Source organism: Shinella agrisoli, assembly GCF_046557955.1.
Taxonomy (GTDB): domain Bacteria; phylum Pseudomonadota; class Alphaproteobacteria; order Rhizobiales; family Rhizobiaceae; genus Shinella.
This window is the reverse complement of sequence record NZ_JBJIEP010000003.1, coordinates 35,083-60,850: the sequence shown is the minus strand read 5'-3', so window position 1 is coordinate 60,850 and position 25,768 is coordinate 35,083. Positions and strand designations below refer to the sequence as shown.

The 25,768-nt window shown below is 66.0% G+C and carries 30 protein-coding genes; 21 read left to right on the top strand and 9 right to left on the bottom strand.

Annotated features, from left to right (window positions below):
* Window positions 1–7: 7 nt before the first annotated feature.
* Window positions 8–1,423, bottom strand: a complete 1,416-nt coding sequence (gene tldD / locus ACIIOY_RS03070) for a metalloprotease TldD (RefSeq protein ID WP_411033153.1) — start codon at window positions 1,421–1,423, stop codon at window positions 8–10.
* A 151-nt stretch (window positions 1,424–1,574) separates the two neighbouring features.
* Between tldD and ACIIOY_RS03065 the strand changes: the two genes are divergently transcribed.
* Together ACIIOY_RS03065 and ACIIOY_RS03060 are read left to right on the top strand one after the other, a co-directional pair.
* Window positions 1,575–1,796, top strand: coding sequence for an antitoxin MazE family protein (locus tag ACIIOY_RS03065; protein ID WP_411033152.1), 222 nt, complete (start codon window positions 1,575–1,577; stop codon window positions 1,794–1,796).
* Window positions 1,793–2,125 carry a type II toxin-antitoxin system PemK/MazF family toxin gene (locus ACIIOY_RS03060; RefSeq protein WP_411033151.1) on the top strand — a complete coding sequence of 111 codons (333 nt, stop codon included), beginning with the start codon at window positions 1,793–1,795 and terminating at the stop codon, window positions 2,123–2,125. Before ACIIOY_RS03065 ends, ACIIOY_RS03060 begins: the two co-directional genes overlap by 4 nt.
* Before the next feature lie 33 nt (window positions 2,126–2,158).
* Here the strand turns inward: ACIIOY_RS03060 and ACIIOY_RS03055 are convergent, their stop codons facing one another.
* Window positions 2,159–2,689 carry an invasion associated locus B family protein gene (locus tag ACIIOY_RS03055; RefSeq protein WP_411033150.1) on the bottom strand — a complete coding sequence of 177 codons (531 nt, stop codon included), beginning with the start codon at window positions 2,687–2,689 and terminating at the stop codon, window positions 2,159–2,161.
* Window positions 2,690–3,085: 396 nt separating this feature from the next.
* On the opposite strand from ACIIOY_RS03055, the gene coxB reads away from it, so the two are divergent.
* The 12 genes from coxB (at window position 3,086) to rnhA (ending at window position 12,881) form a co-directional block, all read left to right on the top strand.
* Complete coding sequence (gene coxB / locus ACIIOY_RS03050; RefSeq protein ID WP_411033149.1) at window positions 3,086–3,970, top strand: cytochrome c oxidase subunit II; 885 nt, start codon at window positions 3,086–3,088, stop codon at window positions 3,968–3,970.
* A 19-nt stretch (window positions 3,971–3,989) separates the two neighbouring features.
* Window positions 3,990–5,657: a cytochrome c oxidase subunit I gene (ctaD, locus tag ACIIOY_RS03045; RefSeq protein ID WP_411033148.1), complete on the top strand. Its 1,668-nt coding sequence runs from the start codon at window positions 3,990–3,992 to the stop codon at window positions 5,655–5,657.
* Window positions 5,658–5,898: 241 nt separating this feature from the next.
* Window positions 5,899–6,843 carry a heme o synthase gene (locus tag ACIIOY_RS03040; protein ID WP_411033147.1) on the top strand — a complete coding sequence of 315 codons (945 nt, stop codon included), beginning with the start codon at window positions 5,899–5,901 and terminating at the stop codon, window positions 6,841–6,843.
* The gene (locus ACIIOY_RS03035) at window positions 6,843–6,983 is read left to right on the top strand and encodes a cytochrome c oxidase system small membrane protein (RefSeq protein ID WP_411033146.1); all 141 of its coding nucleotides are present in this window, start codon (window positions 6,843–6,845) and stop codon (window positions 6,981–6,983) included. The genes ACIIOY_RS03040 and ACIIOY_RS03035 overlap by 1 nt, the downstream gene beginning before the upstream one ends.
* A gap of 2 nt (window positions 6,984–6,985) precedes the next feature.
* Window positions 6,986–7,597 (top strand): cytochrome c oxidase assembly protein, encoded by a 612-nt coding sequence (locus tag ACIIOY_RS03030; protein WP_411033145.1) that lies wholly within the window; start codon window positions 6,986–6,988, stop codon window positions 7,595–7,597.
* Window positions 7,598–7,656: 59 nt separating this feature from the next.
* On the top strand, window positions 7,657–8,532 hold the full coding sequence (locus ACIIOY_RS03025) for a cytochrome c oxidase subunit 3 (protein ID WP_411033144.1): 876 nt from the start codon (window positions 7,657–7,659) through the stop codon (window positions 8,530–8,532).
* Window positions 8,533–8,852: 320 nt separating this feature from the next.
* The gene (locus ACIIOY_RS03020; protein WP_411033143.1) at window positions 8,853–9,236 is read left to right on the top strand and encodes a DUF983 domain-containing protein; all 384 of its coding nucleotides are present in this window, start codon (window positions 8,853–8,855) and stop codon (window positions 9,234–9,236) included.
* Entirely contained in the window at window positions 9,229–9,993 is a 765-nt protein-coding gene (locus ACIIOY_RS03015) for an SURF1 family protein (protein WP_411033142.1), read from the top strand. Before ACIIOY_RS03020 ends, ACIIOY_RS03015 begins: the two co-directional genes overlap by 8 nt.
* A gap of 39 nt (window positions 9,994–10,032) precedes the next feature.
* A complete protein-coding gene (locus tag ACIIOY_RS03010) occupies window positions 10,033–10,398 on the top strand; it encodes a DUF1304 domain-containing protein (RefSeq protein WP_411033141.1) in 366 nt (121 codons plus the stop codon).
* 9 nt (window positions 10,399–10,407) lie between these two features.
* On the top strand, window positions 10,408–11,409 hold the full coding sequence (gene ispH, locus ACIIOY_RS03005) for a 4-hydroxy-3-methylbut-2-enyl diphosphate reductase (protein ID WP_411033140.1): 1,002 nt from the start codon (window positions 10,408–10,410) through the stop codon (window positions 11,407–11,409).
* Window positions 11,410–11,469: 60 nt separating this feature from the next.
* On the top strand, window positions 11,470–12,435 hold the full coding sequence (locus tag ACIIOY_RS03000; RefSeq protein WP_411033139.1) for a homoserine kinase: 966 nt from the start codon (window positions 11,470–11,472) through the stop codon (window positions 12,433–12,435).
* On the top strand, window positions 12,432–12,881 hold the full coding sequence (rnhA, locus tag ACIIOY_RS02995; protein WP_411033138.1) for a ribonuclease HI: 450 nt from the start codon (window positions 12,432–12,434) through the stop codon (window positions 12,879–12,881). Before ACIIOY_RS03000 ends, rnhA begins: the two co-directional genes overlap by 4 nt.
* Before the next feature lie 71 nt (window positions 12,882–12,952).
* On the opposite strand, the gene ACIIOY_RS02990 is transcribed toward rnhA, so the two are convergent.
* Both ACIIOY_RS02990 and ACIIOY_RS02985 read right to left on the bottom strand, forming a co-directional pair.
* Window positions 12,953–13,438, bottom strand: coding sequence for a peroxiredoxin (locus ACIIOY_RS02990; RefSeq protein WP_411033137.1), 486 nt, complete (start codon window positions 13,436–13,438; stop codon window positions 12,953–12,955).
* Between the two features lie 72 nt (window positions 13,439–13,510).
* Window positions 13,511–14,302 carry a protein-disulfide reductase DsbD domain-containing protein gene (locus ACIIOY_RS02985; protein ID WP_411033136.1) on the bottom strand — a complete coding sequence of 264 codons (792 nt, stop codon included), beginning with the start codon at window positions 14,300–14,302 and terminating at the stop codon, window positions 13,511–13,513.
* 171 nt (window positions 14,303–14,473) lie between these two features.
* Between ACIIOY_RS02985 and ACIIOY_RS02980 the strand changes: the two genes are divergently transcribed.
* The 5 genes from ACIIOY_RS02980 to ACIIOY_RS02960 all read left to right on the top strand — a co-directional run bounded on the left by ACIIOY_RS02980 (window position 14,474) and on the right by ACIIOY_RS02960 (window position 17,236).
* Window positions 14,474–15,079, top strand: a complete 606-nt coding sequence (locus ACIIOY_RS02980; RefSeq protein WP_411033135.1) for a YqgE/AlgH family protein — start codon at window positions 14,474–14,476, stop codon at window positions 15,077–15,079.
* Between the two features lie 104 nt (window positions 15,080–15,183).
* Window positions 15,184–15,375, top strand: coding sequence for a CsbD family protein (locus tag ACIIOY_RS02975; RefSeq protein WP_411033134.1), 192 nt, complete (start codon window positions 15,184–15,186; stop codon window positions 15,373–15,375).
* Between the two features lie 117 nt (window positions 15,376–15,492).
* Complete coding sequence (locus tag ACIIOY_RS02970; RefSeq protein WP_411033133.1) at window positions 15,493–16,560, top strand: zinc-binding metallopeptidase family protein; 1,068 nt, start codon at window positions 15,493–15,495, stop codon at window positions 16,558–16,560.
* Between the two features lie 31 nt (window positions 16,561–16,591).
* Window positions 16,592–16,903 carry a type II toxin-antitoxin system RelE/ParE family toxin gene (locus ACIIOY_RS02965; RefSeq protein ID WP_411033132.1) on the top strand — a complete coding sequence of 104 codons (312 nt, stop codon included), beginning with the start codon at window positions 16,592–16,594 and terminating at the stop codon, window positions 16,901–16,903.
* A gap of 24 nt (window positions 16,904–16,927) precedes the next feature.
* A complete protein-coding gene (locus tag ACIIOY_RS02960) occupies window positions 16,928–17,236 on the top strand; it encodes a helix-turn-helix domain-containing protein (protein ID WP_411033131.1) in 309 nt (102 codons plus the stop codon).
* Between the two features lie 6 nt (window positions 17,237–17,242).
* Here ACIIOY_RS02960 and ACIIOY_RS02955 read toward each other — a convergent pair whose 3' ends face one another.
* Window positions 17,243–20,086, bottom strand: a complete 2,844-nt coding sequence (locus ACIIOY_RS02955; RefSeq protein WP_411033347.1) for an EAL domain-containing protein — start codon at window positions 20,084–20,086, stop codon at window positions 17,243–17,245.
* A 123-nt stretch (window positions 20,087–20,209) separates the two neighbouring features.
* Complete coding sequence (locus ACIIOY_RS02950; RefSeq protein ID WP_411033130.1) at window positions 20,210–20,803, bottom strand: GNAT family N-acetyltransferase; 594 nt, start codon at window positions 20,801–20,803, stop codon at window positions 20,210–20,212.
* 193 nt (window positions 20,804–20,996) lie between these two features.
* On the opposite strand from ACIIOY_RS02950, the gene ACIIOY_RS02945 reads away from it, so the two are divergent.
* Window positions 20,997–21,146, top strand: a complete 150-nt coding sequence (locus ACIIOY_RS02945) for a DUF1127 domain-containing protein (RefSeq protein ID WP_411033129.1) — start codon at window positions 20,997–20,999, stop codon at window positions 21,144–21,146.
* A 107-nt stretch (window positions 21,147–21,253) separates the two neighbouring features.
* On the opposite strand, the gene ACIIOY_RS02940 is transcribed toward ACIIOY_RS02945, so the two are convergent.
* Window positions 21,254–22,552, bottom strand: coding sequence for a M16 family metallopeptidase (locus ACIIOY_RS02940; RefSeq protein WP_411033128.1), 1,299 nt, complete (start codon window positions 22,550–22,552; stop codon window positions 21,254–21,256).
* A gap of 17 nt (window positions 22,553–22,569) precedes the next feature.
* Window positions 22,570–23,967: a threonine synthase gene (gene thrC, locus ACIIOY_RS02935; RefSeq protein ID WP_411033127.1), complete on the bottom strand. Its 1,398-nt coding sequence runs from the start codon at window positions 23,965–23,967 to the stop codon at window positions 22,570–22,572.
* A 325-nt stretch (window positions 23,968–24,292) separates the two neighbouring features.
* On the opposite strand from thrC, the gene ACIIOY_RS02930 reads away from it, so the two are divergent.
* Window positions 24,293–24,856: a hypothetical protein gene (locus tag ACIIOY_RS02930; RefSeq protein WP_411033126.1), complete on the top strand. Its 564-nt coding sequence runs from the start codon at window positions 24,293–24,295 to the stop codon at window positions 24,854–24,856.
* 107 nt (window positions 24,857–24,963) lie between these two features.
* On the opposite strand, the gene ACIIOY_RS02925 is transcribed toward ACIIOY_RS02930, so the two are convergent.
* On the bottom strand, window positions 24,964–25,653 hold the full coding sequence (locus tag ACIIOY_RS02925; RefSeq protein ID WP_411033125.1) for an HAD family hydrolase: 690 nt from the start codon (window positions 25,651–25,653) through the stop codon (window positions 24,964–24,966).
* Between the last annotated feature and the right edge of the window lie 115 nt (window positions 25,654–25,768).

The following is a 25,768-nucleotide window of genomic DNA, read 5'->3' as shown; positions in this document are numbered from 1 at the left end:
CGGACGCTTAAGCCTTCGTGCCGCCGACGGTGATCTGGTCCATGCGAAGGTGTGGCTGGCCGACGCCGACCGGCACCCACTGGCCGGCCTTGCCGCAATTGCCGATGCCGGTGTCGAGCTTGGTGTCGTTGCCGATCATCGAGACGCGGCGCATGGCGTCCGGCCCGTTGCCGATCAGCATGGCGCCCTTGACGGGCGCCGTCACCTTGCCGTCCTCGATGAGATAGGCCTCCGTGCAGCCGAAGACGAACTTGCCCGAGGTGATGTCCACCTGCCCGCCGCCGAAGGAGACTGCGTAGATGCCGTTCTTCACCGAGGCGATGATCTCCTCCGGCGTTTTGTCGCCGGAGAGCATGTAGGTGTTGGTCATGCGCGGCATGGGGCGGTGGGCATAGCCCTGCCGGCGGCCGTTGCCGGTCGCCTTCATGCCCATGAGGCGCGCGTTCTGCCGGTCCTGCATGTAGCCGACGAGCCTGCCGTCCTCGATCAGCACGTTGTAGGCGGACGGCGTGCCCTCGTCGTCGACGGTGATGGAGCCGCGGCGGTTGTCGATCGTGCCGTCGTCGACGACGGTGACGCCCCTGGCCGCCACCTGCTCGCCCATCAGGCCCGCGAAGGCCGAGGTCTTCTTGCGGTTGAAGTCGCCTTCGAGGCCGTGGCCGACCGCCTCGTGCAGCATGACGCCCGGCCAGCCGGAGGAGAGCACCACGTCCATCGTGCCCGCCGGCGCCTCCACGGCCTCCAGGTTGACGAGCGCCTGGCGCAGCGCCTCGTCGGCGCCCGCGCGCCAGCTCTGCTCATCGAGGAAGGCATCGAAGGTCGTGCGCCCGCCGATGCCGTAGCTGCCCGTCTCCTGCCGGTCGCCTTCGCCGACGACGACGGAGATGCTGACGCGGGTCATGGGGCGCACGTCGGTGACGCGGTGGCCGTCGGCGCGCAGGATGTTGACGACCTGCCAGCTCGCGGCGATGGAGGCCGTCACCTGCCGAACCTTCGGGTCCTTGCCGCGCAGGTAGGCGTCGATGCCGGTCAGCAGCGCCACCTTCTCCTCGAAGGTCGGCGCGCCGATCGGGTTGTCTTCCGTGTAAAGTCGCCGGTTGGTGCCCTGCGGCGCATCGGAGTATTCGCCGGAATAGCCGCGCGTGACGGCGCCTGCCGCATCCGCCGCCCGCTTCAGCGCCGAAAGCGTCATCTCGCCGGAATGCGCATAGCCGACCGCCTCGCCCGCCACCGCGCGCAGGCCAAAACCCTGGTCGGTGTTGAAGCTGCCGCCCTTGAGGCGGCCGTTGTCGAAGGAAAGCGACTCGGCCTGCGCATGTTCGAGGAAGAGCTCGCCGTCGTCCGCCCCCCTCAGCGCCTCCCGAAGCACCGCCTGGACGGAGGCCTCGTCGGCATCGAAGAGGGAGAGGAGGTCGGTGTTCATGGCAGGCTCCGCGTTGCTGCGTGTGGGGTGTCCTCCATGTAGAGACGGTGGGAAGGGACGGCAAGTTTCGACTTCCTCGGCAGGTGCAAAACTTGACGGTTGCCGCTTGGGCGCTTAGGTTACATGTAACGATCACCCGAAGGATGGAACGATGGCAAAGGCTGTCAACGACAGGGTAAGGAAGCGACGGGATGCCCTGCGCGCCGCCGGGCTTCGCCCCGTGCAGCTGTGGCTGCCCGACACGCGGGGCAGCGCCTTTGCGGAGGAATGTGCGAGGCAATCGAAAAGGCTTGGGGCGGCGGAGGCCGGTGACCGGGAGCTGAACGGCTTCCTGGATGCGGCCTTCCTCGATCTCGCCGGCTCCGATCCGTGAAGCGCGGCGACCTCGTCACGGTTGCCGTGCCGGGCGATTTCGGCAAGCCGCGCCCAGCGCTCATTATCCAGTCGGACCTGTTCTCGCAGGCCGCCACGGTAACCGTCCTGCTCATTTCCAGTACGCTTCAGGATGCGCCGTTGCTGCGCATTCCGGTGGAACCGGAGGTCGCAAACGGTCTGCAGAGACCGTCCCAGGTCATGGTCGACAAGATCATGACGATCCGTCGCGACAGGATCGGGGCCGCGATCGGCCGGCTCGACGCCGAGACGATGGCCTCCGTCACCCGCAGCCTTGCCGTCTTCCTTGGATTTGCCGAGCGTGCCTAGAGGCTTTCATGATCCGGGAAAAAGCGGAGTTGCTCACGGCAGCGCGTCGTAGCCCTCGCCGAAGCCTTTCAGGTCGACGGGGATGCCGATGCCCTCTTCCGGCGACTGGAAGACGATGAAGGTGGCCGTCGCGCCGGAGCGGAAGGTCTTCAGGAGCTCGTCCTCCAGCACGACTTCCGCATAGCAGCCGTCGGAGAAGCAGCGCACGAAATAGGCGCGGCCGATGTCCTTGCCGTCCACGTTGAGGCCGAGGCCGTTCGGCAAAAGCACGCCGAGCGGGGCGAGCACGCGCAGGATCTTGGCCTTGCGGTCGGCGGTCTTCAGCACCACCACGGACAGGCCCAGCTCCGGCCGGTCCTCGGCCAGCACGTTCTGCATCAGCGCGCATTGCTCGCTGGAGGCGCCGGCGGGCTGGTCGCAGACGATGGACCAGGCGCCGTGGTTCGATTTCACCGTGCCGGGCTGCTGGGCCACTGAGGCGGATGGCAGCGTCGTGGCGCCGAACCCCAGAACGGCAAGAGCAATTGCCGCCCGGGACAGCCGGGAAAGGGAAGCAGAACCCATGAAAACCTCGGAATCTCGAATCAGTCGCGGTATCTTTGAATAGGCGGCGGCGAAATGAAAAGCCCCGCGCGCTCATTTCCGATTGTTTGAAGGCGGAAATTGGACAGGGCCGCGGGCATTGCGGTGGCACAGTATATAAGGTGCCGGCCGGCATGGCGGAGCGGACGGGCGAGGGGCCGTGGCGCGGGGTCGCTGCGGCCAAACCTTTCATGCTATAGGCTATTATGAAGAAACTGTGGGGAGTGGCGCCATGCTTTTGCTTTTGCGCAAAAATGCCGCATGGGGCGTCCCCCATGGCGGTTGCGGCGAGCATGAAACTGTGGTTTTAAGCACTCAGCATAGCAGGGATTCTGCGCATCTGTTTGATCCCGATCAAACGCCTTGGGGAGATACGTTGTGAAAAACAAAGCTTTTGCAGGTCTGGCCGCTCTAGGCTGTCTGCTCTTTGCTTCGACCGCATTCGCCGATCAGCCGCTCGACTGGCAGAAGGGCCTCCAGCCCGCCGCCACCTCGATCATGGAAGAGATCCGCTGGTTCGAGCAGTACACACTGTGGTTCATCGTCCCGATCACCCTGTTCGTCCTCGCCCTGCTCATCGTCGTCGTCGTGAAGTTCCGCGAAAGCGCAAACCCGGTTCCTTCCAAGACCAGCCACAACACGGCCATCGAGGTCGTCTGGACGCTCGGCCCGGTCATCATCCTCCTCTTCCTGGCGATCCCCTCCTTCCAGCTCCTCACCAAGCAGCTCGCGCCGACCGAGGAGCCGGAGCTGACCATCAAGGCGACCGGTTTCCAGTGGTACTGGGGCTATGAATACCAGGTCGGCGAGAACCCGGTCTCCTTCGACAGCATCCTCCTGCAGGACGCGGACCGCGCGGCCGCCGGCAAGGAAGACAGATCCGCCTATCCCCGGCTCCTGGCCGTCGACAACGAGGTCGTCGTTCCGGTCGGCAAGCATGTCCGTCTCCTCGTCACGGCCGGCGACGTGATCCATGCCTTCGCCATGCCCTCCTTCGGCGTGAAGATCGACGCCGTTCCGGGCCGCCTCAACGAGACCTGGTTCAAGGCCGACCGCGAGGGCCTGTTCTACGGCCAGTGTTCCGAGCTCTGCGGCAAGGACCACGCGTACATGCCGATCGCCATCCGCGTCGTCTCGCAGGAAAAGTTCGATACCTGGCTTGCTGCCGCCGCGACCAATGTCGGCGAGGCAAACAAGGCCCTGATGGCGTCTGCCGGCGGTGCGGAAAAGTCCGTAGACGTCGCCCAGAACGCCGCGCAGTAATACCTAGGGAGTTGAGACCATGGCCGGAACATCCGCTGCCCACGGCGATCACCACGATCACCACGAACACAAGCCGCTCACCTTCTTCCAGCGTTGGTTCCTGTCGACCAACCACAAGGACATCGGCACCCTCTACCTGATCTTCGCCATCGTCGCCGGCATCATCGGCGGCACGCTCTCCGTCTTCATGCGCATGGAGCTGCAGGAGCCGGGCATCCAGATCTTCCACGGCCTGGCGCAGATGGTCTACGGCTTCGAGGGCGACGCCGCCATCGACGGCGGCAAGCACATGTTCAACGTCTTCACGACGGCGCACGCGCTCATCATGATCTTCTTCATGGTGATGCCGGCCCTCATCGGGGGCTTTGCCAACTGGATGGTGCCGATCATGATCGGCGCGCCGGACATGGCCTTCCCGCGCATGAACAACATCTCGTTCTGGCTGATCATCCCGGCCTTCGTGCTCGTGCTCCTCTCGATGTTCGTCGAAGGGCCGGCCGGCGCCTACGGCGCGGGCGGGGGCTGGACGGTCTATCCGCCGTTCTCGACATCGGGGCAGCCGGGTCCCGCCATGGACTTCGTGATCCTCGGCCTGCACATCGCCGGCGCCTCCTCGATCCTCGGCGCGATCAACTTCATCACCACCATCCTCAACATGCGCGCCCCGGGCATGACGCTGCACAAGATGCCGCTCTTCGCTTGGTCGGTGCTGATCACCGCCTTCCTGCTGCTGCTCTCGCTGCCGGTTCTGGCGGGCGGCATCACCATGCTGCTCACCGACCGCAACTTCGGCACGGCCTTCTTCGCGCCGGAAAACGGCGGTGACCCGATCCTCTTCCAGCACCTGTTCTGGTTCTTCGGCCACCCGGAAGTCTACATCCTGATCCTGCCCGGCTTCGGCATCATCAGCCACATCGTCTCCACCTTCGCCCGCAAGCCGATCTTCGGCTATCTCGGCATGGCCTACGCCATGGTGGCGATCGGCGCCGTCGGCTTCATCGTGTGGGCGCACCACATGTACACGGTCGGCATGTCGCTCGACACGCAGCGCTACTTCGTCTTCGCCACGATGGTCATCGCGGTCCCGACGGGCGTGAAGATCTTCTCCTGGATCGCGACGATGTGGGGCGGCTCGATCCGCTTCACGACGCCGATGGTCTGGGCGATCGGCTTCATCTTCCTCTTCACCGTCGGCGGCGTCACGGGCGTCCAGCTCGCCAATGCCGGCCTCGACCGCGCCCTGCATGACACCTACTACGTGGTGGCCCACTTCCATTACGTGCTGTCGCTCGGCGCCGTCTTTGCCATCTTCGCGGCCTGGTACTACTGGTTCCCGAAGATGACCGGATACATGTACTCCGAGTTCATCGGCAAGCTGCACTTCTGGGTCATGTTCGTCGGCGTGAACCTGGTCTTCTTCCCGCAGCACTTCCTCGGCCTTGCCGGCATGCCGCGCCGCTACATCGACTATCCGGACGCCTTCGCCGGCTGGAACGCGGTCTCCTCCTACGGCTCCTACATCTCGGCCGTGGGCGTGCTGATCTTCCTCTACGGCGTCTTCGAGGCCTTCGCCAAGAAGCGCGTCGCCGGCGACAACCCGTGGGGCGAGGGCGCCAACACGCTGGAATGGCAGCTCTCCTCGCCGCCGCCGTTCCACCAGTGGGAACAGCTTCCGAAGATCAAGTAGGTCTTCGCAAGATCGGGGCCGCCGGCAACGGCGGCTTCAATACTGGCAGAATACCGGCGGAGAGCGGCGGCTCGTTGGGCAGCAGCCCACACCCCACCCTCCGTCATCCTCGGGCTTGACCCGAGGATCCAAGCCACTTCCTCCGGCGTGCCGTGGAAGTGGATCCTCGGGTCAAGCCCGAGGATGACGGAGAGGGAGGGCATAAGGCCTGTCTTTCTCGGGCAACAGAAACGGAAGCAACATGGCGGTCATCGAGCATCACGAAACGGTTCCGGGCGGCGGCGAGGTCTATCTCTCCGAAGCGTCGCCGCGTGATTTCTTCGAGCTCCTGAAGCCGCGCGTCATGTCGCTCGTCGTCTTCACGGCCTTTGCCGGCCTCGTCATGGCCCCCGGCACGATCAACCCGCTGATCGGCGCCATAGCGATCCTCTGTATCGCCGTGGGCGCCGGCGCATCCGGGGCGCTCAACATGTGGTACGACGCTGATATCGATGCGGTCATGTCCCGCACGGCGAAGCGTCCCGTCCCCTCCGGCCGCATCCGCCCGGAGGAGGCGCTCGCCTTCGGCCTGACGCTCTCGGCCTTCTCGGTGGCGATCCTCGGCCTTGCGGTCAACTGGTTCTCGGCGGGCCTGCTCGCCTTCACCATCTTCTTCTACGCCGTCGTCTACACGATGTGGCTGAAGCGCTCGACGCCGCAGAACATCGTCATCGGCGGCGCGGCCGGGGCCTTCCCGCCGATGATCGGCTGGGCCTGCGTCACCGGCGGCGTCTCCGTCGAGAGCGTCGTCCTCTTCCTCATCACCTTCCTGTGGACCCCGGCGCACTTCTGGGCGCTCGCGCTCTTCAAGATGCGCGACTACGACGCCGTCGGCGTGCCGATGCTGCCGAACGTCGCCGGCGAGCGGACGACGAAGGTGCAGATCCTCGTCTATGCGGTGCTGACCGCCGTCATCGCCGTCGTGCCGGCCGTCCTCGGCTTTGCAAGCATGGGTTACGGTCTCTTTGCCGCAGCTCTCGGCCTCGGCTTCGTGTGGTATTCTGTCGGCGTGTTGCGCATGCCGGAAGGCGACCGCGCGATGGTGCCGGCCAAGAAGCTCTTCGCCTTCTCCATCGTCTACCTGTTCGCGGTCTTCTCCGGCCTCATGCTCGACCACCTGGTCGCATCGTTCGGATGGGGGCTGTAATGGAAACGGTAAACCTCACGGAAAGCCAGAAGAAGTCGCGCCGCGGCCGCAACATCGCGCTCGGCCTCGTGCTGCTGGCTTTGGTCGTGCTGTTCTACATCATCACGCTGGTGAAATTCTCCGGCGGAATGGCGGGCTGACGATGAGCGAGACGCAGAAGACCGGCCCCGAAAAGAGCGGATTGGGCAACGGCGCCATCGTCGCCATCTGCTGTTCCTTCGTCGTCGGCATGGTCGGCATGGCCTATGCCGCCGTGCCGCTCTACGAGATGTTCTGCAAGGTGACGGGCTACGGCGGCACGACGCAGCGCGTCGAGCAGGCCTCCGACGTCATCCTCGACCGCAAGATCAAGGTGCGCTTCGACGCCAATACCGGCCCGGGCCTGCCCTGGACCTTCACGCCGGTGCAGCGCGAGGTGGAGCTTCGGATCGGCGAGACCGTGCAGGTCATGTACAAGGCCCGCAACATGGGGTCCACGCCGGCGACCGGCCAGGCGACGTTCAACGTCACGCCGCAGGCGGCCGGCGCCTATTTCAACAAGGTCCAGTGCTTCTGCTTCACCGAGACGACGCTGAAGCCGGGCGAGGAACTGGAGATGCCCGTCGTCTTCTTCGTCGACCCGGCGATCGTCGAGCCGGTCGAGACGAAGGGCATCCACACGATCACGCTGTCCTACACCTTCTATCCGCACGAGGCGTCGAAGCCGGTGGCTTCGGCTGCGGAGGGGAAGGCGGACGACGCGAACAAGCTTTGAAATGCATGCGTTTCCGGCTAAGCCGGGAACGGAACGCGATACATTCGGGGATAAGTCACATGGCCGATGCGCATGAGAAGAAACACGACTACCACATCATCGACCCCAGCCCGTGGCCGCTGCTCGCCTCCATCGGCGCCTTCGTCATGGCGTTCGGCGGCATCGGCTACATGCGCTACCTCTCCGGCGGCGCGTTCAACCTCTTCGGCCTGAACCTCGCCAATCCGTGGATCTTCTACATCGGCCTGCTGATCACGCTCTACACCATGTACGGCTGGTGGTCGGACACGGTGAAGGAAGCCCATGAGGGCCACCACACCCGCGTCGTCTCGCTGCACCTGCGCTACGGCATGATCATGTTCATCGCCTCCGAGGTGATGTTCTTCGTCGCCTGGTTCTGGGCCTTCTTCGACGCCAGCCTCTTCCCCGGCGAGGCCATCCAGGCCGCCCGCGTCGAGCATACCGGCGGCGTCTGGCCGCCGAAGGGCATCGAGGTTCTCGATCCCTGGCACCTGCCGCTCTACAACACGGTCATCCTGCTGCTGTCCGGCACCTGCGTGACCTGGGCGCACCACGCCCTCCTGCACAACGACCGCAAGGGCCTCGTCAACGGCCTTGCGCTGACGGTCGCCCTCGGCGTCCTGTTCTCCTTCGTGCAGGCCTACGAATACGCCCACGCCCCCTTCGCCTTCAAGGACTCGATCTACGGCGCGACCTTCTTCATGGCGACCGGCTTCCACGGCTTCCACGTCCTGGTCGGCACGATCTTCCTGATCGTCTGCCTCATCCGCGCCATGCGGGGCGACTTCACCCCCAAGCAGCACTTCGGCTTCGAGGCCGCTGCCTGGTACTGGCACTTCGTCGACGTCGTCTGGCTGTTCCTGTTCTTCTCCATCTACATCTGGGGCGGCTGGGGCGCGCCGATCGCCCACTGAGGGTGCGATCGCAGGAGTGACCGACGGCCGCAGCGATGCGGCCGTTTCCTTTGGGGTGCTTTGTCGCGGCCTTTCGGGTTGGACGCATGGCGGGCAGGGCGGTATATGGAGGTCGAGGATCGGTCTTCCTTTGCGCGCCCCCATCCCCCTGCCGGGACCTTCTCCCCGGCCGCGGGGAGAAGGAGGAAGACGGTGCGCCCATCCTTCCTCGCCCCGCTTGCGGGGAGAGGATGCCGGCAGGCAGGTGAGGGGACAGCATCCGGCCTGAAACCAATCGTCCGCGGCCAATCCGTCGCGGCGCCATATATCGGATCGGAACCATGGACGAAGACAAGGCCCTCTATCCGCCCGTCGACCCCTTCAGCGCCGGCGCGCGCGGCTGCTGCCCGCGCTGCGGCCAGGGCAGGCTGTTCGACGGCCTGCTGAAGGTGAGGCCCGCCTGCTCCAACTGCGGGCTCGACTATTCCTTCGCCGATTCGGGCGACGGCCCGGTGGTCTTCGTGCTGCTGATCGTCGGCTTCATCGTGGTCGGCGCGGCGCTGTGGATGGAGGTGAACTACAACCCCTCGCTCTGGGTGCATTTCATCCTGTGGATACCGCTGGCGATCGTCCTCGGCCTCGGGCTGACCCGCGTGCTCAAGGGCCTGCTGATCACCCTGCAATACCGCAACAACGCCCGGCCGGGCGAGATCGACCGTGGCTGAGCTTTCCGCAGGCCGCCCGGCGCGCACGGGCAGGGGCAAGCTGGTCCTGACGGCAATCGCCTTCTTCGCGGCGCTCGCCGTCCTCGTGTCGCTCGGCACCTGGCAGGTGCAGCGCCTCCACTGGAAGGAGCAGCTGCTCGCCGACATGGCCGAGCGGCGCGCGGCCGCCCCGGTGCCGCTCGCCGGGATCGAGGCGATGGCGGCGCGCGGCGAGGACATCGAGTACCGCCCGGTCACGGTGACGGGCACCTTCGCCAACGACAGGGAACGCCACTTCTTCGCCACCTGGCACGGCCGGACCGGCTACCACGTCTACACGCCGCTCGAGCTTGCCGACGGCCGCTTCCTCTTCGTCAACCGCGGCTTCGTGCCCTTCGAGGCGAAGGAGCCGGAGATGCGCAAGCAGGGCCAGCTCACCGGCGAGCAGGCCGTGACCGGCCTTGCCCGCGCCCGCCTTGCCGAGAAACCTTCCGCCATCGTTCCGGACAACGACCCCTCCAGGAACATCTTCTACTGGAAGGACCTCAACACGATGGCCTCGAGCACCGGCATCCCGGCGGACAGGCTGGTGCCCTTCTTCGTCGATGCGGGCGATGCGCCCAACCCGAAGGGCCTGCCGATCGGCGGCGTCACCCAGTTCGACCTGCCGAACAACCACCTGCAATATGCCGTCACCTGGTACGGCCTCGCGCTCGCGCTCACCGGCGTCGCCCTCTACGCGCTCTTCCGGCGAAAAGACGGTCGCCCGGCACCCTGAAATGCCGTAGGAAAGGCGAGGGCAACAGGGGACAGGACCATGCAGGCGCTCGCCACCATACTCGTCGCGCTCATCGCGCTCGAACATGTCTATATCCTCATCCTCGAAATGTTTCTCTGGACCACCCCGAGGGGCCTCAGGGCCTTCGGCATGAAGCCCGCCGAGGCCGAGGCGACGAAGGTACTCGCCGCCAACCAGGGGCTCTACAACGGCTTCCTCGCCGCCGGCCTCTTCTGGTCGCTCGTGCATCCCGAGCGGGCTTTCGCCTTCCAGGTCAAATTGTTTTTTCTTGGCGCGGTCGCGGTCGCCGGCCTATATGGGGGCGCGACGGCCTCGCGGAAGATTTTCGCCATCCAGGCGCTTCCCGCGGCCGTCGCCCTTGTTGCCGTCCTCATTGCCGGATAATCGATGCGCATGACTGAGAACCGACCGGACTTGACCATCAGGCTGTGCGGCCCGCGCGGCTTCTGTGCCGGCGTCGACCGCGCCATCCAGATCGTCGTGCTGGCGCTGAAGGCCTATGGCGCCCCGGTCTATGTCCGCCATGAGATCGTGCACAACCGCTATGTGGTGGAGGGCCTGGAAGCCAAGGGTGCGATCTTCGTCGAGGAGCTCGACGAGATCCCCGAGGAGCACCGCCAGCAGCCGGTCGTGTTCTCCGCGCACGGCGTGCCGAAGTCGGTGCCGGAGGATGCGCAGGCGCGCAACCTCTTCTATCTCGACGCGACATGCCCGCTCGTCTCCAAGGTCCACAAGCAGGCGATGCGCCACCAGCGCCTCGGCCGCCATGTCGTGCTGATCGGCCATGCCGGCCACCCGGAGGTGATCGGCACCATGGGCCAGCTGCCGGAGGGCTCCGTCTCGCTCATCGAGACGGTCGAGGATGCCGACAGATACGTGCCGCCGGACCCGGACAACCTCGGCTTCGTCACCCAGACGACGCTTTCGGTGGACGACACGGCCGGCGTCATCAAGCGCCTGCACGAGCGCTTTCCGAACCTCACCGCGCCGGCGGCCGATTCGATCTGCTACGCCACCACCAACCGGCAGGAGGCCGTCAAGCAGGCCGCCCCCGGCTGCGACCTCTTCCTCATCGTCGGCGCGCCGAATTCCTCCAACTCCAAGCGCCTCGTCGAAGTGGCGCTGAGGGCCGGCGCGAAGAAGTCCGTGCTCGTGCAGCGCGCCGCCGAGATCGACTGGGAGACCATCGGCGACATCCGCACGGTCGGCCTCTCGGCCGGCGCGTCGGCGCCGGAGGTCATCGTCAACGAGATCATCGAGGCGTTTCGCGAACGCTATAATGCGGTCGTGGAGCTTGCCGACACGGTCGAGGAGAACGAGCACTTCCTCGTCAACCGCGAGCTGCGCGCCATCGAACTCACCCCCGCCGACATGGCCTTCGTCAATGGGGAATAGGGTAGGGATGGGGTTAGCCGCCCGACCGCCGATCCGATCCATGCAAGCCTGAGACCCGCCGTGGCCGTCTATACCGATATCTCCGAAGACGATCTCTCCCGTTTCCTCACCGCCTACGACGCGGGCACGCTGCTGTCCTACAAGGGCATCGCCGAGGGCGTGGAGAATTCCAACTTCCTGCTGCACACCACGAAGGGCGCCTTCATCCTGACGCTCTACGAGAAGCGCGTCGACCGGAACGACCTGCCGTTCTTCCTCGGCCTGATGCACCATCTGGCCGAGCGCGGCCTGTCCTGCCCGCTGCCGCTGCCGAGGAACGACGGCGCGCTGCTCGGCGAGCTCTCCGGCCGCCCCGCCGCGATGATCTCCTTCCTCGAAGGCATGTGGCTGAGGAAGCCCGCGGCGAGGCATTGCCGCGAGGTCGGCCGCGCGCTCGCGAAGATGCACCTTGCCGGCGAGGGCTTTGCGCTGACCCGCGCGAACGCGCTCTCCGTCGACGGCTGGCGGCCGCTGTGGGACAAGTCGAGGGACCGCGCCGACGAGGTGGAGAAGGGGCTTCAGGACGAGATCGCCGGCGAGCTCGCCGTCCTCGAGGCGAACTGGCCGAAGGACCTGCCGGCCGGCGTCATCCATGCCGATCTCTTCCCCGACAACGTCTTCTTCATCGGCGACGAGCTGTCGGGCCTCATCGACTTCTATTTCGCCTGCAACGACCTTCTCGCCTACGACGTCTCGATCTGCCTCAACGCCTGGTGCTTCGAGAAGGACGGTTCGTTCAACCTCACCAAGGGCATGGCGCTGCTTGCCGGCTACGGGAGCGTGCGCCCGCTCTCGGATAAGGAGGCCGCCGCCCTGCCGCTGCTTGCGCGCGGCTCGGCCTTGCGCTTCTTCCTGACGCGGCTCTACGACTGGCTGACGACGCCGCCGGGCGCGCTGGTCGTCAAGAAGGACCCGCTCGAATACCTGCGCAAGCTGCGCTTCCATCGCCAGGTCGAAAATCCCGCGGAATACGGGCTTTCCCGATGAAGCATGTCGATATCTTCACGGACGGCGCCTGCTCGGGCAATCCCGGCCCCGGCGGCTGGGGCGCGGTGCTGCGTTACGGCGAGGTCGAGAAGGAAATGTCCGGCGGCGAGGCGCTGACCACCAACAACCGCATGGAGCTGACGGCCGCCGTCTCGGCGCTGAGCGCCCTCAAGGTGCCCTGCGAGGTCGATCTCTACACGGATTCGAAATACGTCATGGACGGCATCTCGAAATGGATCTTCGGCTGGAAGAAGAACGGCTGGAAGACCGGCGACAGGAAGCCGGTGAAGAACGGCGACCTCTGGCAGGCGCTGGACGAGGCGCGGCTGCGCCACAAGGTCGAGTGGCACTGGGTGAAAGGCCACGCCGGCCACCCGGAAAACGAGCGCGCCGACGAGCTGGCGCGGCTGGGCATGGCGCCGTTCAAGCGGCAGCGGGGGAGTTAGGCAATAGGCAGTAGGCAGTGGGCAGTAGGGATTGCCCCCCTAATTCCTACTGCCCAATTCCTACTGCCTGTTCAAAGCTGCTCGATCATCGCCGCGGCGGCCGAGACCGTCGCCTGACCGGGGCTTTCCTCCACGTTCAGCGCCTTCACCACGCCGTCCTCGACCAGCATGGAATAGCGCTTGGAGCGCACGCCGAGCGTGCCGGCGGAAAGATCGACGTCCAGGCCGAGCGCCTTGGTGAAGGCGGCGTCCCAGTCGGCGATGAAGCGCAGCTTGCCGGCGGCGCCGGTCGCATTCGCCCAGGCGCCCATGACGTGATGGTCGTTGACGGCGACGACGACGATGTCGTCCACGCCCTTGGCGAGGATCGCGTCGCGGTTCTCCAGGTAGCCCGGCAGGTGGTTGAGCGAGCAGGTCGGCGTGAAGGCGCCGGGAACGGCGAAAAGCACGACGCGCCGGCCCTTGAACAGGTCGCCGGTCGAGACGTCGGCGGGACCGTCCGGCGTGCGTTCCTTCAGCGTGAGGTCGGGCAGCTTGTCTCCAACGGCAATGGTCACGGCGTCTCTCCTGTCTGGTAGGCGTGAAGGCGGGGGGGCCCTGGGGCCTGAGGCGGGAACTATAGGACAGGCTCACTCTATGGCAAGCGGGCTTTCCATCGTCCTCTCGCCGGCGCGCACCGTCAGGCGGATCGGGTCCTTGCCGAGATCGAAGACTTTCGGCCTGTGCAGCACCGGCACCTCGGCGACGAAGGCCGCGCCGTCGCGCCGGACGGGGCCGGCCGCGCCGAACTCGAAGGTCGAGGAGCCGGAGAGGAAGACGTCCGGCACGGGGCCGTCCGCCGGCGCCTCGAAGCGCACCGTCACGCTCTTGCCGTCCGCCGCCCAGCGGCCGGAAAGCGGCCTGAATCCGTCGCCCGCCCCGCGCGGCAGCGTCGCCTCGGCCTCGGCGATCGCCGTTTCCTCCAGCGGATTGGTGAAGCTTTCGCCGCTCGCATCCACCGTCAGCTCCGCCTGCACGGGAATGCAGATGTCCTTGCAGACGCCGAGGAAGACCGTCGCGGTGATCGCGCCGCCGGCCGCCTTGGCGAGCTTCAGGGGCAGGCGCACGGAGCCGTCATAGCCGATATAGTGGTTTTCGGCATCGCCCAGCCGCTTCGGCGCGGGAAAGCCGACCGACACCAGCTCCGCGCCGGCAACGGCGAGCGAAGGGGGAATGCCGCTGCCGCCGGGATCGCGCCAATAGGTCTTCCAGCCGTCGTTGAGGCGAATGTCGAGCATGGCGCGCATCGAGCCGTCGGCAGCAGCGGGAAGGGCGACCAGGCGCACGCCGCCGCCCGGCGTCTCGACCCACGGGGAACTGGCGGCGGCAGCGGCGGAATTCAGGAAAAGCAGCGTGACGGCAGCGGTTTGCAGGCGTTTCATGCGCCAACATCTAGCGCCGGCGGTTTGCGCTTTCCAGCAACAAAACCCGGCGCGCCGATCATAAAAGCTTGATCGCCGGCCGGATCACCATAGTTTTCTGCAGGGCCGGCGTACTGCGCCGGCGAAAAGAACGCTTTTCATTTGGCGATGAATTGGTAGGCTATCCGCATTATGGCTATGTCGGTTCTGAAAAACAGGCGAGAACGCGGCTTCCTTGACGGTCAGTTCCTGATCGCCATGCCGGGCATGGCCGATGCCAATTTCGCCCGCACCGTCGTCTATATCTGCGCCCATTCCGACGACGGCGCCATGGGTTTCGTCATCAACCGGCCGCAGCAGCTGAGCTTTTCCGACGTGCTGCTGCACCTCGACCTCCTCGGCGAGGACGAGGTGATCCGCCTGCCTGGCTCGACGCTCGATTTCCCGATCCGCTGCGGCGGCCCGGTCGAAAGCGGCCGCGGCTTCGTGCTGCATTCGGACGACTACATGTCGGAATCGAGCATCCCCGTCAGCGACGACATCTGCCTGACGGCGACGCTCGACATCGTGCGCGCCATCTCCCGCGGGCGCGGCCCGCAGCGCGGCATGATGATGCTCGGCTATGCCGGCTGGGGCGCGGGCCAGATCGAGCACGAGATCGGCGCGAACGGCTGGCTCACCTGCCCGGCGCAGGAGGAGCTGATCTTCGACACGAACCTCGACAGCAAGTACGACCGCGCGCTCGCGCTCATGGGCATCACGCCCGGAATGCTCTCCGCCGAGGCCGGGCACGCCTGAGCGGCGGACCGCCGGAATTTTCTCCACCCGGACCGGAACTTGTCGCGCTGCCCGCCGTTGTTCGGGCGCGCCAACGACGGCGCTTCGAACCAGGGAGTACGACGGTGGGTAGCACGAGCGACAAGATCAAGGGTACGGCAAACGAAGTGGCGGGCAAGGCCAAGCAGGCGGCAGGCAAAGCCGCCGGCAGCCCGAAGCTGCGCGCCGAGGGCGCGGCCCAGGAAGCCAAAGGCAAGACGCAGAAGGCGGTCGGCAAGGCCAAGGGTGCCGTGAAGGGCGCGGTGGACCGCCTCTGACCGCCGGGAGTGGCAGGCACCGCGTCATCCTGCCGTTGTGAAGCAAGAATACCCGTATCGCCGCCGGCCGATGCGGGTATTTCGCGAAAGGCCAATCCTTGCTTCGATGGGGACGTCATGAAGCTTTTCACCTGCAGGACCTGCGGCCAGACCATCCATTTCGACAACCGCCTCTGCGTGCGCTGCGGCTCCAGGCTCGGCTTCCTTCCGCAGGACGTGGCGCTGCACGCGCTGGTGCCCGAAGGCGAAGGCTTCTGGAGACTTGCGCCGGGCGAGGGCGTCTACCGCTTCTGCGAGAATGCCATGCACGACGTCTGCAACTGGCTGCTGCCGGCCGACAGTCCGCACGCCTTTTGCGAGGCCTGCCGCCACAACCGCATCGTGCCGACCACCGATCCGAAGGGGCTGGAGCGCTGGCGGCGCATCGGCGCGGCGCAGCGCCACCTTTTCTATTCGATCCTGCGCTGGAACCTGCCGCATCCGACGCGCGAGGAGGATCCGGCCGGCGGGCTCGTCTTCGACTTTCTCGCCGACGAGCTGGATGCGAACGGCAACGTGATCAATGCCGCCATGACCGGCCACGAGGACGGCCTGATCAGCCTGCGCGCGGCGGAGGCCGACGACGAGGTGCGCGAGAGCGTGCGCGTCTCCATGGGCGAACCCTACCGCTCGCTGCTCGGCCATTTCCGCCACGAGATCGGGCATTTCTACTGGACGCAGCTCGTCCGAAACGAGGCGACGCTGGCGCAGGCCCGCCGCCTCTTCGGCGACGAGCGGGCGGACTATGCGAGCGCCCTCCAGCGCAACTACGCGGAAGGCCCCCCGCCGGACTGGCAGCTGCATTTCATCAGCACCTATGCAAGCAGCCACCCGGCGGAGGACTTCGCCGAGTGCTGGGCGCACTTCTTCCACATCGTCGACACGCTGGAGACCGCCCGCGCCTTCGGCCTCAACACCGATCCGCAGGGGCACGAGGAACTGGAAGCCGAAGTCACCTTCGATCCCTACCGCGCCCCCGACGCCGGCCGGCTAGTCGAATCCTGGATTCCGCTGAGCGTGGCGATGAACGCCATCCAGCGCTCCATGGGCCAGCCCGACAGCTACCCCTTCGTGCTGCCCCCGCCGGTCGTGGAGAAGCTGGATTTCATCAACCGGCTGGTGCGCGAGTCGGCGGAACGGGCTTGAAAAGATATAACCCATTGGGTTATATCGGCACATGCAGACGGTCGTCGAGCTTCCCACGTTCATCCGGCAGGCGGAAGCGATCTTCTCGCCGGAAGAGCGCATGGCGCTCATCGACTATCTGGCCGCCTACCCGTTGCTCGGCGACGAGATCCCCGGCGCCGGCGGCGTCCGCAAGCTCCGCTTTGCGGCAGGCGGCAAGGGTAAGCGCGGCGGTGCGCGGGTGATCTATTATTGGTATAGCGAGGATGCGCCGATCTATGCGCTGCTCGTCTACGCCAAGAATGTCCGGACCGATCTTTCGCCTGCCGAAAGGAAGACCGTCGCCGCAATCGCAAGGCGATAAAGCAGCATCAAAGGAGCAAGTGAGATGGTGAAGAAGACCGCATTCGGAAGCGAGCTCTCCCAGGCGATGTCCGAGGCACTTGCCCATGCCTCCGGGATGCCCCTGGAGGGCACGCGCGTCCATGCCGTCGAGACGGACGGCATCGATCCCAAAGCTGTTCGCAAGCATCTGAACCTGACCCAGGAACAGATGGCGCGTTTCCTGGGGACGAGCGTCTCCGGCTATCGGAAATGGGAGCAGGGGCAACGGCAACCGGGCGGTGCTGCCCGCACGCTCCTGCGCGTCATGGCGAAGGAGCCCGAGGCGGTCCTCCGCGTCCTCGCCGCCGCCTGATCCCTCTCACGCCCGCTTCATCAGCGGAAACCGCTCCTTCAGCAGGCGCAGCACCGAATCGTAGCCGATCGGCGGGCCGAAGAGGTAGCTCTGGCCGAACTCGCAGCCCATGTTGCCGAGCTCGATGGCATCCTCTTCCGACTCGATGCCCTCGGCGACGACCTGCATGTCCAGTTCCCGCGCCATGGAGACGACGGAGCGCAGCAGCACCGTGCGCTTGTCGGAGCCGTCGCGGATCAGCGCCTTGTCGATCTTGATCGTGTCGAAGGGGAAGCGGGTGAGGTAGGAGAGCGAGGAGTGGCCCGTGCCGAAGTCGTCGAGCGCAAGGCCGAGGCCGACATCCTTCAGCTTGGTGAGGATCAGGCGCGCCTGCTCCGGGTTCTCCATCACCACGGATTCGGTGAGCTCCAGCTTGATCTTCTGCGGCTCGCAGCGCGTGCGGGCCAGCGCCGCGCGCACGTCGTTGTAGAGCTCGTTGTTGATGAGCTGCGCGCTCGACAGGTTGACCGAGACGAAGACGGGAAGGTCCCCCGTCTGGAGCTGCCAGTCCATGAGGTCGCTCGCCGCCTTGTCGAAGGCGAAGAGGCCGATCTGGCCGATGAGGTCGGAGGCCTCCGCGATCGGGATGAACTCGGTCGGCGAGATGTTGCCGCGCTTGGGATGGTCCCAGCGCATCAGCGCCTCGAAGCCGGCGATCTCCGCATCGGAAAGGCGCACGATCGGCTGGTAGACGAGGGAGAGCTCCTTGCGCTCGATGGCGCGGCGAAGGTCCGTCTCGATCTGCAGGCGGTCGGCGCCGAAGGTGCGGAAGGCCGGCCGGAAGGGTTCGACGCGGTTGCCGCCGGCCTTCTTAGCCCGGTACATGGCAAGCTCGGCATCGTTGAGCAGCCCTGCCGCGTCCTCCTGCTGGTCGACCCAGGAGACGAGGCCGATGGAGGCCGTCAGGATGATCTCGCGCCCGCCGAAATTGATCGGCACCATGATCGCCTTGCTGACCGCGTCGGCGAAATCGGCGACCTTGGCGGGGTCGCGCTCCGACATCAGGATGAGGCCGAACTGGTCGCCGGCAAGCCGCGCCAGCGTGTCCTGGGGCTTCAGCAGGCGGCGCAGGCGCCGCGTCAGCGCGATCAGGATATTGTCGCCGGCGGCGATGCCGAGCGCGTCGTTGACCTGCTTGTAGCGGTCGATGTCGATGGTCAGCACCGTCGGGCGGACGGTTTCGGAGCTTGCCGTCAGCGCGAGGATCGCCTGGAGGCGGTCGAGGAAGACCTGGCGGTTCGGCAGGCCCGTCAGGTTGTCGTGCAGGGCGTCCTGCAGGAGGCGGTCGACGGAGTTGCGCTGCTCGGTGATGTCGATGATCGTGCCGACGCAGCGGATGATCTCGCCGTTCGCGCCGAGCACCGGCCGCGCGCGGATGGAGAGCCAGTGGTAGTGGCCGTCCTCGGCGCGCACGCGGAACTGATGGTTGAGCCGGCCCCTGCGGTGTTCGAGCAGCACGTCGAGCGTCGCGCGGAAGCGGTCGCGGTCGTCCGGGTGGAGGCGCGGCAGCCAGTTGCGCGCCGGGCCGTGCATGACGCCGGGGGCAAGGCCGAGCTGGATGGAGATGTCCGGAATGGTGACGACGCGGTCGCGCGCCACGTCCCAGTCCCAGACGGTATCGCCCGAGCCCGTCAGCGCCAGCGACTGGCGCTCGAGGTCGGAGAAGAGGCCCTGGCTGTAGGCGCCGCCGGCAAAGGCGTGCTGCATCACCGTGAAGCCGATGAGGAGCACGATCAGCACGAGCCCGCCGCCGAGCGCCGGCTGGATGATGTCGTTGTTGAGCTGGCCGGTCACCGTCAGCCAGGCGCCGAACAGCCAGACGAGGATCAGCGCCCAGGCCGGCACGAGCAGGATGGCGCGGTCGTAGCGGTTGAAGCCGAGATAGGCGATGAGCACGATGCCGACCGAGGCGGTGAGCGCGAAGGAAAGGCGGGCGATGCCCGACGCGATCGGCGGATCGTAGATCGCGACGCCGAAGAGGAGGCCGAGGCCGAGGATCCAGGCGAGCGTGGCGTAGGAGAGATGCGCGTGCCAGCGGTTGAGGTTGAGATAGGTGAAGAGGAAGACGACGAGGCCGGCGGCAAGGAACACCTCCGTTCCCGCGCGCCATATCCGCTCGTCGCCCGCCGTTATGCTGATGAGCTTGGAGAGGAAGCCGAAATCGACGCAGATATAGCCGAGCACCGCCCAGGCGAGCGCCGCCGTCGCCGGCAGCATGGACGTGCCCTTCACCACGAAGAGGATGGTGAGGAAGACGGCGAGCAGGCCCGCGATGCCGAGCACGATGCCGCGGTAGAGCGTGAAGGCGTTGACCGTGTCCTTGTAGGCGTCCGGCTCCCACAGGTAGATCTGCGGCAGGTCGGGGGTGGCGAGCTCCGCGACGAAGGTGACGACCGAGCCGGGATTGAGCGTGATGCGGAAGACGTCCGCCTCGTCGCTCGGCTGGCGGTCGAGCGCGAAGCCTTCGCTCGGCGTGATCGAGATGATGCGCTTTGCGCCGAGGTCCGGCCAGAAGAGCTTGGACTGCACGAGGCGGAAGTGCGGCGCGACGATCAGGCGGTCGATCTGTTCCTCCGAGACGTTGGCGAGGGCGAAGACCGCCCAGTCGCCCTGGTGGTCCTGCGATGTGGCGCGCACCTCGATGCGGCGCACGATGCCGTCCGTGCCGGGCGCGGTGGAGACCTGGAAGGCCTCGCCCCGGCCGGTGTAGATCTCCGTGGTGGCGGTGAGGTCGAGGGCGGTGTCGTCGCGGGAGATCTTTACGGGTTCGACGGCGAAGGCATGCTCCGTCAGCAGGCCGGCGAGCAGCATCGTCGTCAGGAGGATGAAAGCGAGCAAGCGGCTGGCACGCAGCGCTTGCGGCACGAAGGAAGACGTCATTGAAAGTGCATTGTCCTTAGGTACTGCCCAGTCCTGCCGCGTCCTCGGTGCCGCCTACGGCCGTCTGTCGGCCGCCAGAAGCGAAAACATCACGTGGTCGCGCCACTCCCCGTTTATCTTCAGATACTCCCGAAGGTAGCCTTCCTGCCGAAAGCCGGCCTTTTCAAGGAGACGGATGCTTCTCGTGTTGTCTGGAATACAGGCTGCCTCGATACGGTGCAACTGAAGGCTCGAAAAGATATAGGGTATGGCCAGATTTAGGGCACCGAACATGTGGCCCTGGCCGGCATGCCGCTCGCCCATCCAGTAGCCGATCATGCAGCATTGCGCCGCGCCCCGCCGGATATAGCCGATGGTGAGCCCGCCGAGCAGCGTCTTCTCCTCGCGCGTGAAGATGAGGAGCGGCACGGCCTGGCCGGAGGCGAATTCCTGTTCGTTCCTGATGACCCGGGCGCGGAAGGAGCTTTCCGTGAGCTCGTCGCTCCGCCATGTCGGCTCCCACGGTTCGAGGAAGCGCCGGCTCTCCGAGCGCAGCGCGTACCATTGCCGATAGTCCTGGAAGCGGGGAAGGCGGAGCAGGTGCCGGCTGCTGGCAAGTTCGACGGTGTCGGACTGCCGCGACAGAAACCGAAAAACCGACCTTGCCATTCGTCCTCCGCGCACGCCGATCCGTGGCCTGCCTTTCGGGCGAGACTATGCCGAGAGGCGCGCCGGCGTCAAATGGTGCCGGGAGCCGCCCGGCGGCCTCGTTATGCGAAAGACGCATGCCTACGGTGCAAGCATATGCATTTTTTCCAGGCAGCGGATCGACTATCTATTGGTCAACACAAAGGAGTTGATCATGAACGTTTTCGCAAAGCTCAAGAAGTCCGTCGCCGACCGCCGCGCCGTCCGCGAACTCAGCGCCCTCGACGACCGCGCCCTCCAGGACCTCGGCATCTCGCGCGCCAACATCCAGTCCGCCGTGAAGGGCCTGCTGGTCCTCGGCTGAGGCGATTTTCAGGAAGAAGGCGCCGCACGGTTTCCCCCAAACCGGCACGCGTCCTCGATGGCAAAGCTACGACCCGCCGCAAGGCGGGTTTTGTTTTGGGCGCGGCCTCAGCTCGCCGCGCGCTCCGGCACGGTTCCGCGCGACAGCGAGCGCGTGATGTCGCCGGCCGGAACGAGGTGCTCCAGCGGGCCGATCGCCGAGATCGTCGGCGCCGTGTCGAAGAACAGCCGGCCGGCAAGGTCGGTGAGCCGCTCGATGGTGATGCCGGCGAGGCGCTCCATCAGTTCCTCGTTGGGGATCGGACGGCCGTAGAGCATCATCTGGCGGGCGATCTGGCCGGCGCGGGCGGCGGGGCTTTCCTGGCCCATCAGCAGCTGGGCGCGGATCTGGGCGCGGGCGCGCTCGATTTCCTGCTGCTCGATATGCTCGGAGGACTTCTTCAGCTCGTCGAAGATCACCGGCATCAGCTCGGGCAGGTTCTCGCCGCCGGTCGCGGCGTGGATGCCGAAGATGCCGGTATCGGAAAAGCCCCAGTGGAAGGCGTAGATCGAGTAGCACAGGCCCCGGTGCTCGCGCACCTCCTGGAAGAGGCGGGAGGACATGCCGCCGCCGAGGATGTTGGCGAGGATCTGCGAACAGTAGAAGTCGCGGGCATGGTAGGCCTTGCCCTCGAAGCCGAGCAGGACCTGCGCGTCCATGAGGTCGCGCGTCTCGCGCACGTCGCCGCCGGTATAGCGCGCCGGCTCGAAGACGGGCGAGACCTTCGGGGCGGTCGGCAGCGTGGAGAAGCGGCTTTCGACCTGGCGGACGAACTCGTCGTGGTTCACCGCGCCGGCCGCGACGACGAACATGCGGTCCGTCGTGTAGTTGCGGTCGAGGTAGTTGCGGATCTCGCCGGGCGTGAAGGAGAGCACGGTTTGCGGCGTGCCGAGGATGGCGCGGCCGATGATCTGGTCGCGATAGGCGACCTCGGAGAACTTGTCGAAGACGACGTCGTCCGGCGTGTCGTTCGCCGCGCCGATCTCCTGCAGGATGACGTGCTTCTCGCGGCGAAGCTCCTCCTCGTCGAAGACCGATTCCGTCAGGATGTCGGCGAGGATGTCCACCGCGAGCGGGACATGGTCCTTCAGCACGCGGGCGTAGTAGGAGGTGGTTTCCGTCGAGGTGGCGGCGTTGACCTCGCCGCCGACATTCTCGATTTCCTCGGCGATCTGGCGGGCGGAGCGGCGCTCGGTGCCCTTGAAGGCCATGTGTTCCAGAAGATGGGCGATGCCGTGCTCGTCCGTGGTTTCGTTGCGTGAGCCCGACTTGATCCATACGCCGAGAGCCACGCTCTCGAGATGGGGCATGTTCTCCGTCACCACGGTCAACCCGGATGGAAGCCGGGTGCACTCAACTTTCATCATGCGCACTTTCTGCGTTTCTAGTCTCGAACCCGCGTATGTTTCCCGATGAAGTCTTCCACCGCATCGAGTTCCGCATTGAGGACGTCGAACCGCTCCTCCCTTTGCATGAGGTCAGCAAGCCACGTCGGAAGCGCCGGGTCAATACCGCTCGCCGATTTTACTGCGGCGGGGAATTTGGCCGGGTGGGCGGTGGCGAGCGTCACCATGGGGGCGTTCGCCTTCTCGTGCTTTGCGGCGACGAAGACGCCGATCGCCGAATGCGGGTCGAGCAGGTAGCCCGTTTCCTCCAGCGTCTTGCGGATCGTCCGGGCGACCTGCTTTTCCGAGGCGCGGCCGGCGCGGAACTCCTTGCCGATGGCCTTCAGCGCGCGCTCCTCGATGTCGAAGGCGCGCGACTGCTTGAGGCTGTCCATCGCACGCCGCACGGCGCCCGCGTCGCGCCCGTGGGCCTCGAACAGCAGGCGCTCGAAATTGGAGGAGATCTGGATGTCCATGGAGGGCGAGGTGGTGGCCTTCACGCCCCTCATCTCGTAGCGGCCGGTCTTCAGCGTGCGGGCGAGGATGTCGTTCTCGTTCGTGGCGATGATGAGCTTGCCGATCGGCAGGCCCATGCGCTTGGCGGCGTAGCCGGCGAAGATGTCGCCGAAATTGCCGGTCGGCACGGTGAAGGAGACCTTGCGGTCCGGCCCGCCGAGCGCGACGGCGGTCGTGAAGTAATAGACGATCTGGGCCATGATGCGCGCCCAGTTGATCGAGTTGACGCCGGAGAGCTTCGTCCGGTCGCGGAACTTCGTGTCGTTGAACATCGCCTTGACGAGATCCTGGCAGTCGTCGAAGTTGCCCCTGACGGCGAGCGCGTGCACGTTCTTCTGCGTCGAGGTGGTCATCTGGCGCTGCTGCACCGGGGAGACCTTGCCCTCCGGGAAGAGGATGAAGATGTCGGTACGCTCGCGCCCGGCAAAGGCGTCGATGGCAGCGCCCCCCGTATCGCCCGAGGTGGCGCCGACGATGGTGGCGCGCTCGCCGCGGGCCGAGAGCGCATGGTCCATCAGGCGGGCGAGCAGCTGCATCGCCACGTCCTTGAAGGCGAGGGTCGTGCCGTGGAAAAGTTCGAGGACAAAGGAATTCGGGCCCGTCTGCACCAGCGGCGCGACCGCCGGATGGCGGAAGGTGGCATAGGCCTCGTCGATCATCGCCCGGAACCTGTCGGCCGGAATGTCGCCTTCCACGAAGGGCCAGAGAACGGTGAAGGCGGTCTCCTGGTAGGATTTCCCGCGCAGCGCCCGGATCTCCTTCTTGGAGAAGGCCGGCCACTCGCGCGGCACGTAGAGGCCGCCGTCGCGGGCAAGGCCCGCCAGGAGCGCATCGGAGAAGCCGAGGGAAGGGGCCTCGCCCCGCGTCGAAACATAGTCCACGTTCACACGTCCTTGGATTTGTCGGGGTAGAGCGCCATGAGCCGGCCGTTCGCTCGCCGTTCCGCCATCGTCCTTGCGACCCTACCCGAAAGCCACGGACGCCGCAGGTCTCTTTGCGGCAGGTCGTGGCAATGCCGTTGCATCCGCCCGTTGGCACGGGCCTTTCCGAAATTCTGCGCGCGGTTTCATTCGACAATCGATTTTTCGCCGCGCCGCTGCTATAGACCATCGCCTAGGGTCGTGAAAAGGCCCGCTAAACGAGTTCCGAAGGCTTGGACGCCGGGGGCGGGGCCTGATCGCAGGGGTAGAACGTAACGTGTTTGGAATGACCATCCGCCGCTTTCTCGGCATCTCTCTCCTCGCCGTCGTCGCCGGCTGCAACCAGACGGACAAACCGGCCGATCTCGGCGTGACGAGCGATCCGTCCGGCGTCGAGACCGCCCATCAGCAGCAGACGGGGACGGCCGTCGTGCAGGGATCCTGCCCGCAGGTCTACCTGCGTGACGGCACCGCCGTGCTGCAGCGCTACGGCAGGGGCGCCAAGGACGATCCGCAGAACCTCGCCTATCAGGTGACGCTCGCCGATACGACGCGCCGCTGCGTTTTGAACGAGAACCAGCTCGTCATGACCGTCATGGTGCAGGGCCGTATCGTCACCGGTCCGGCGGGCGCCAGCGGCACCGTGACCGTGCCGATCCGCGTCGCCGTCATGGACGGCAGCACGTCGCTCTATTCCGAGCTCGTGCAGTTCCCGGTCACGATCCCGGCCAACGGCGGGGCGGGCCAGTTCATCTTCACCCAGGACAACGTCGCCATCCCGGGCGGCTCCGGCGGCTTCACGAAGGTCTATGTCGGCTTCGAGGACGGCCCGGCAAGGAAGCGGAATTGAGGAATTAGGAATTAGGAATTAGGAATTAGGAATTAGGCAGTAGCCAATAGGGATTGGCAAGGGCATTTTGCCTACTGCCTACTGCCTACTGCCTACTGCCTACTGCCTCAAATCGCCTCCTGCCACTCCGCCAGCGCCGCGATGACGCCCGGCAGCTCGCCCATGCGCGCGATCACGGTTTCCGCGCCGGCCTCCGTCAGGCGGTCGGCGTGGGAGGGATAGGTGTGCGAGGCGCCGGTGAAGCCGACGACGCGCATGCCGGCCGCGCGGGCGCCGGCGATGCCGTGCACCGAATCTTCGATGACCAGCGTGCGCGCCGGATCGGCGCCGAACTGCCGGGCGCCGTGCAGGAAGATGTCCGGCTTCGGCTTCACGCGATCGGGGCCGAGGTCCTTGGCGGAATAGACGTGCGGGGCGAAGATCTCCTTGAGCCCGACCTTCGAGAGCATCATGTCCAGGCGGTGCGAGGCGGAATTCGAGCAGATGCAGTAGGGCTTGCGGATGCGCGAGAGCATCAGCTTGACGCCGTCGATCACCTGCACCTCCTCGGCGAGCCGCGCATCGAGCAGCTTCTCCGACTTCTCGAGAAGCGAGGCGGAGAGGGGAATGGAGGCCTCGCGCTCGATGGCGAGCAGGATGTTGTGCCAGGTCATGCCGGCGAAGCGCTCGCCCATCTCCTCGGCGCCGATCGGGTAGCCCGCCTCGGTGAGCAGCCGTGATTCCACCTGTGCCGCGATGATTTCCGAATCGACCAGAACGCCGTCGCAGTCGAAGATGATGAGATCGAAACCGTCCATGACCTGCTGTCTTTCAAAGAGGCAATTCCGGCAAGGCCGTCGGTCCGGAACTGCGGGAGAAGGATGGGGCGCACGCGCCCGTAAAGCCGCCGGTTCCCTACACGAAAGGGCTGTC

Bases quoted from the DNA above. Each gene is read 5' to 3' on its own strand.
- tldD (WP_411033153.1), bottom strand. From the start codon at position 1,423: ATGAACACCGACCTCCTCTCCCTCTTCGATGCCGACGAGGCCTCCGTC.
- ACIIOY_RS03065 (WP_411033152.1), top strand. From the start codon at position 1,575: ATGGCAAAGGCTGTCAACGACAGGGTAAGGAAGCGACGGGATGCCCTG.
- ACIIOY_RS03055 (WP_411033150.1), bottom strand. From the start codon at position 2,689: ATGGGTTCTGCTTCCCTTTCCCGGCTGTCCCGGGCGGCAATTGCTCTT.
- ctaD (WP_411033148.1), top strand. From the start codon at position 3,990: ATGGCCGGAACATCCGCTGCCCACGGCGATCACCACGATCACCACGAA.
- ACIIOY_RS03040 (WP_411033147.1), top strand. From the start codon at position 5,899: ATGGCGGTCATCGAGCATCACGAAACGGTTCCGGGCGGCGGCGAGGTC.
- ACIIOY_RS03035 (WP_411033146.1), top strand. From the start codon at position 6,843: ATGGAAACGGTAAACCTCACGGAAAGCCAGAAGAAGTCGCGCCGCGGC.
- ACIIOY_RS03030 (WP_411033145.1), top strand. From the start codon at position 6,986: ATGAGCGAGACGCAGAAGACCGGCCCCGAAAAGAGCGGATTGGGCAAC.
- ACIIOY_RS03025 (WP_411033144.1), top strand. From the start codon at position 7,657: ATGGCCGATGCGCATGAGAAGAAACACGACTACCACATCATCGACCCC.
- ACIIOY_RS03020 (WP_411033143.1), top strand. From the start codon at position 8,853: ATGGACGAAGACAAGGCCCTCTATCCGCCCGTCGACCCCTTCAGCGCC.
- ACIIOY_RS03010 (WP_411033141.1), top strand. From the start codon at position 10,033: ATGCAGGCGCTCGCCACCATACTCGTCGCGCTCATCGCGCTCGAACAT.
- ispH (WP_411033140.1), top strand. From the start codon at position 10,408: ATGACTGAGAACCGACCGGACTTGACCATCAGGCTGTGCGGCCCGCGC.
- rnhA (WP_411033138.1), top strand. From the start codon at position 12,432: ATGAAGCATGTCGATATCTTCACGGACGGCGCCTGCTCGGGCAATCCC.
- ACIIOY_RS02985 (WP_411033136.1), bottom strand. From the start codon at position 14,302: ATGAAACGCCTGCAAACCGCTGCCGTCACGCTGCTTTTCCTGAATTCC.
- ACIIOY_RS02980 (WP_411033135.1), top strand. From the start codon at position 14,474: ATGGCTATGTCGGTTCTGAAAAACAGGCGAGAACGCGGCTTCCTTGAC.
- ACIIOY_RS02970 (WP_411033133.1), top strand. From the start codon at position 15,493: ATGAAGCTTTTCACCTGCAGGACCTGCGGCCAGACCATCCATTTCGAC.
- ACIIOY_RS02965 (WP_411033132.1), top strand. From the start codon at position 16,592: ATGCAGACGGTCGTCGAGCTTCCCACGTTCATCCGGCAGGCGGAAGCG.
- ACIIOY_RS02960 (WP_411033131.1), top strand. From the start codon at position 16,928: ATGGTGAAGAAGACCGCATTCGGAAGCGAGCTCTCCCAGGCGATGTCC.
- ACIIOY_RS02955 (WP_411033347.1), bottom strand. From the start codon at position 20,086: ATGCTGCTCGCCGGCCTGCTGACGGAGCATGCCTTCGCCGTCGAACCC.
- ACIIOY_RS02950 (WP_411033130.1), bottom strand. From the start codon at position 20,803: ATGGCAAGGTCGGTTTTTCGGTTTCTGTCGCGGCAGTCCGACACCGTC.
- ACIIOY_RS02945 (WP_411033129.1), top strand. From the start codon at position 20,997: ATGAACGTTTTCGCAAAGCTCAAGAAGTCCGTCGCCGACCGCCGCGCC.
- ACIIOY_RS02940 (WP_411033128.1), bottom strand. From the start codon at position 22,552: ATGATGAAAGTTGAGTGCACCCGGCTTCCATCCGGGTTGACCGTGGTG.
- ACIIOY_RS02930 (WP_411033126.1), top strand. From the start codon at position 24,293: ATGACCATCCGCCGCTTTCTCGGCATCTCTCTCCTCGCCGTCGTCGCC.
- ACIIOY_RS02925 (WP_411033125.1), bottom strand. From the start codon at position 25,653: ATGGACGGTTTCGATCTCATCATCTTCGACTGCGACGGCGTTCTGGTC.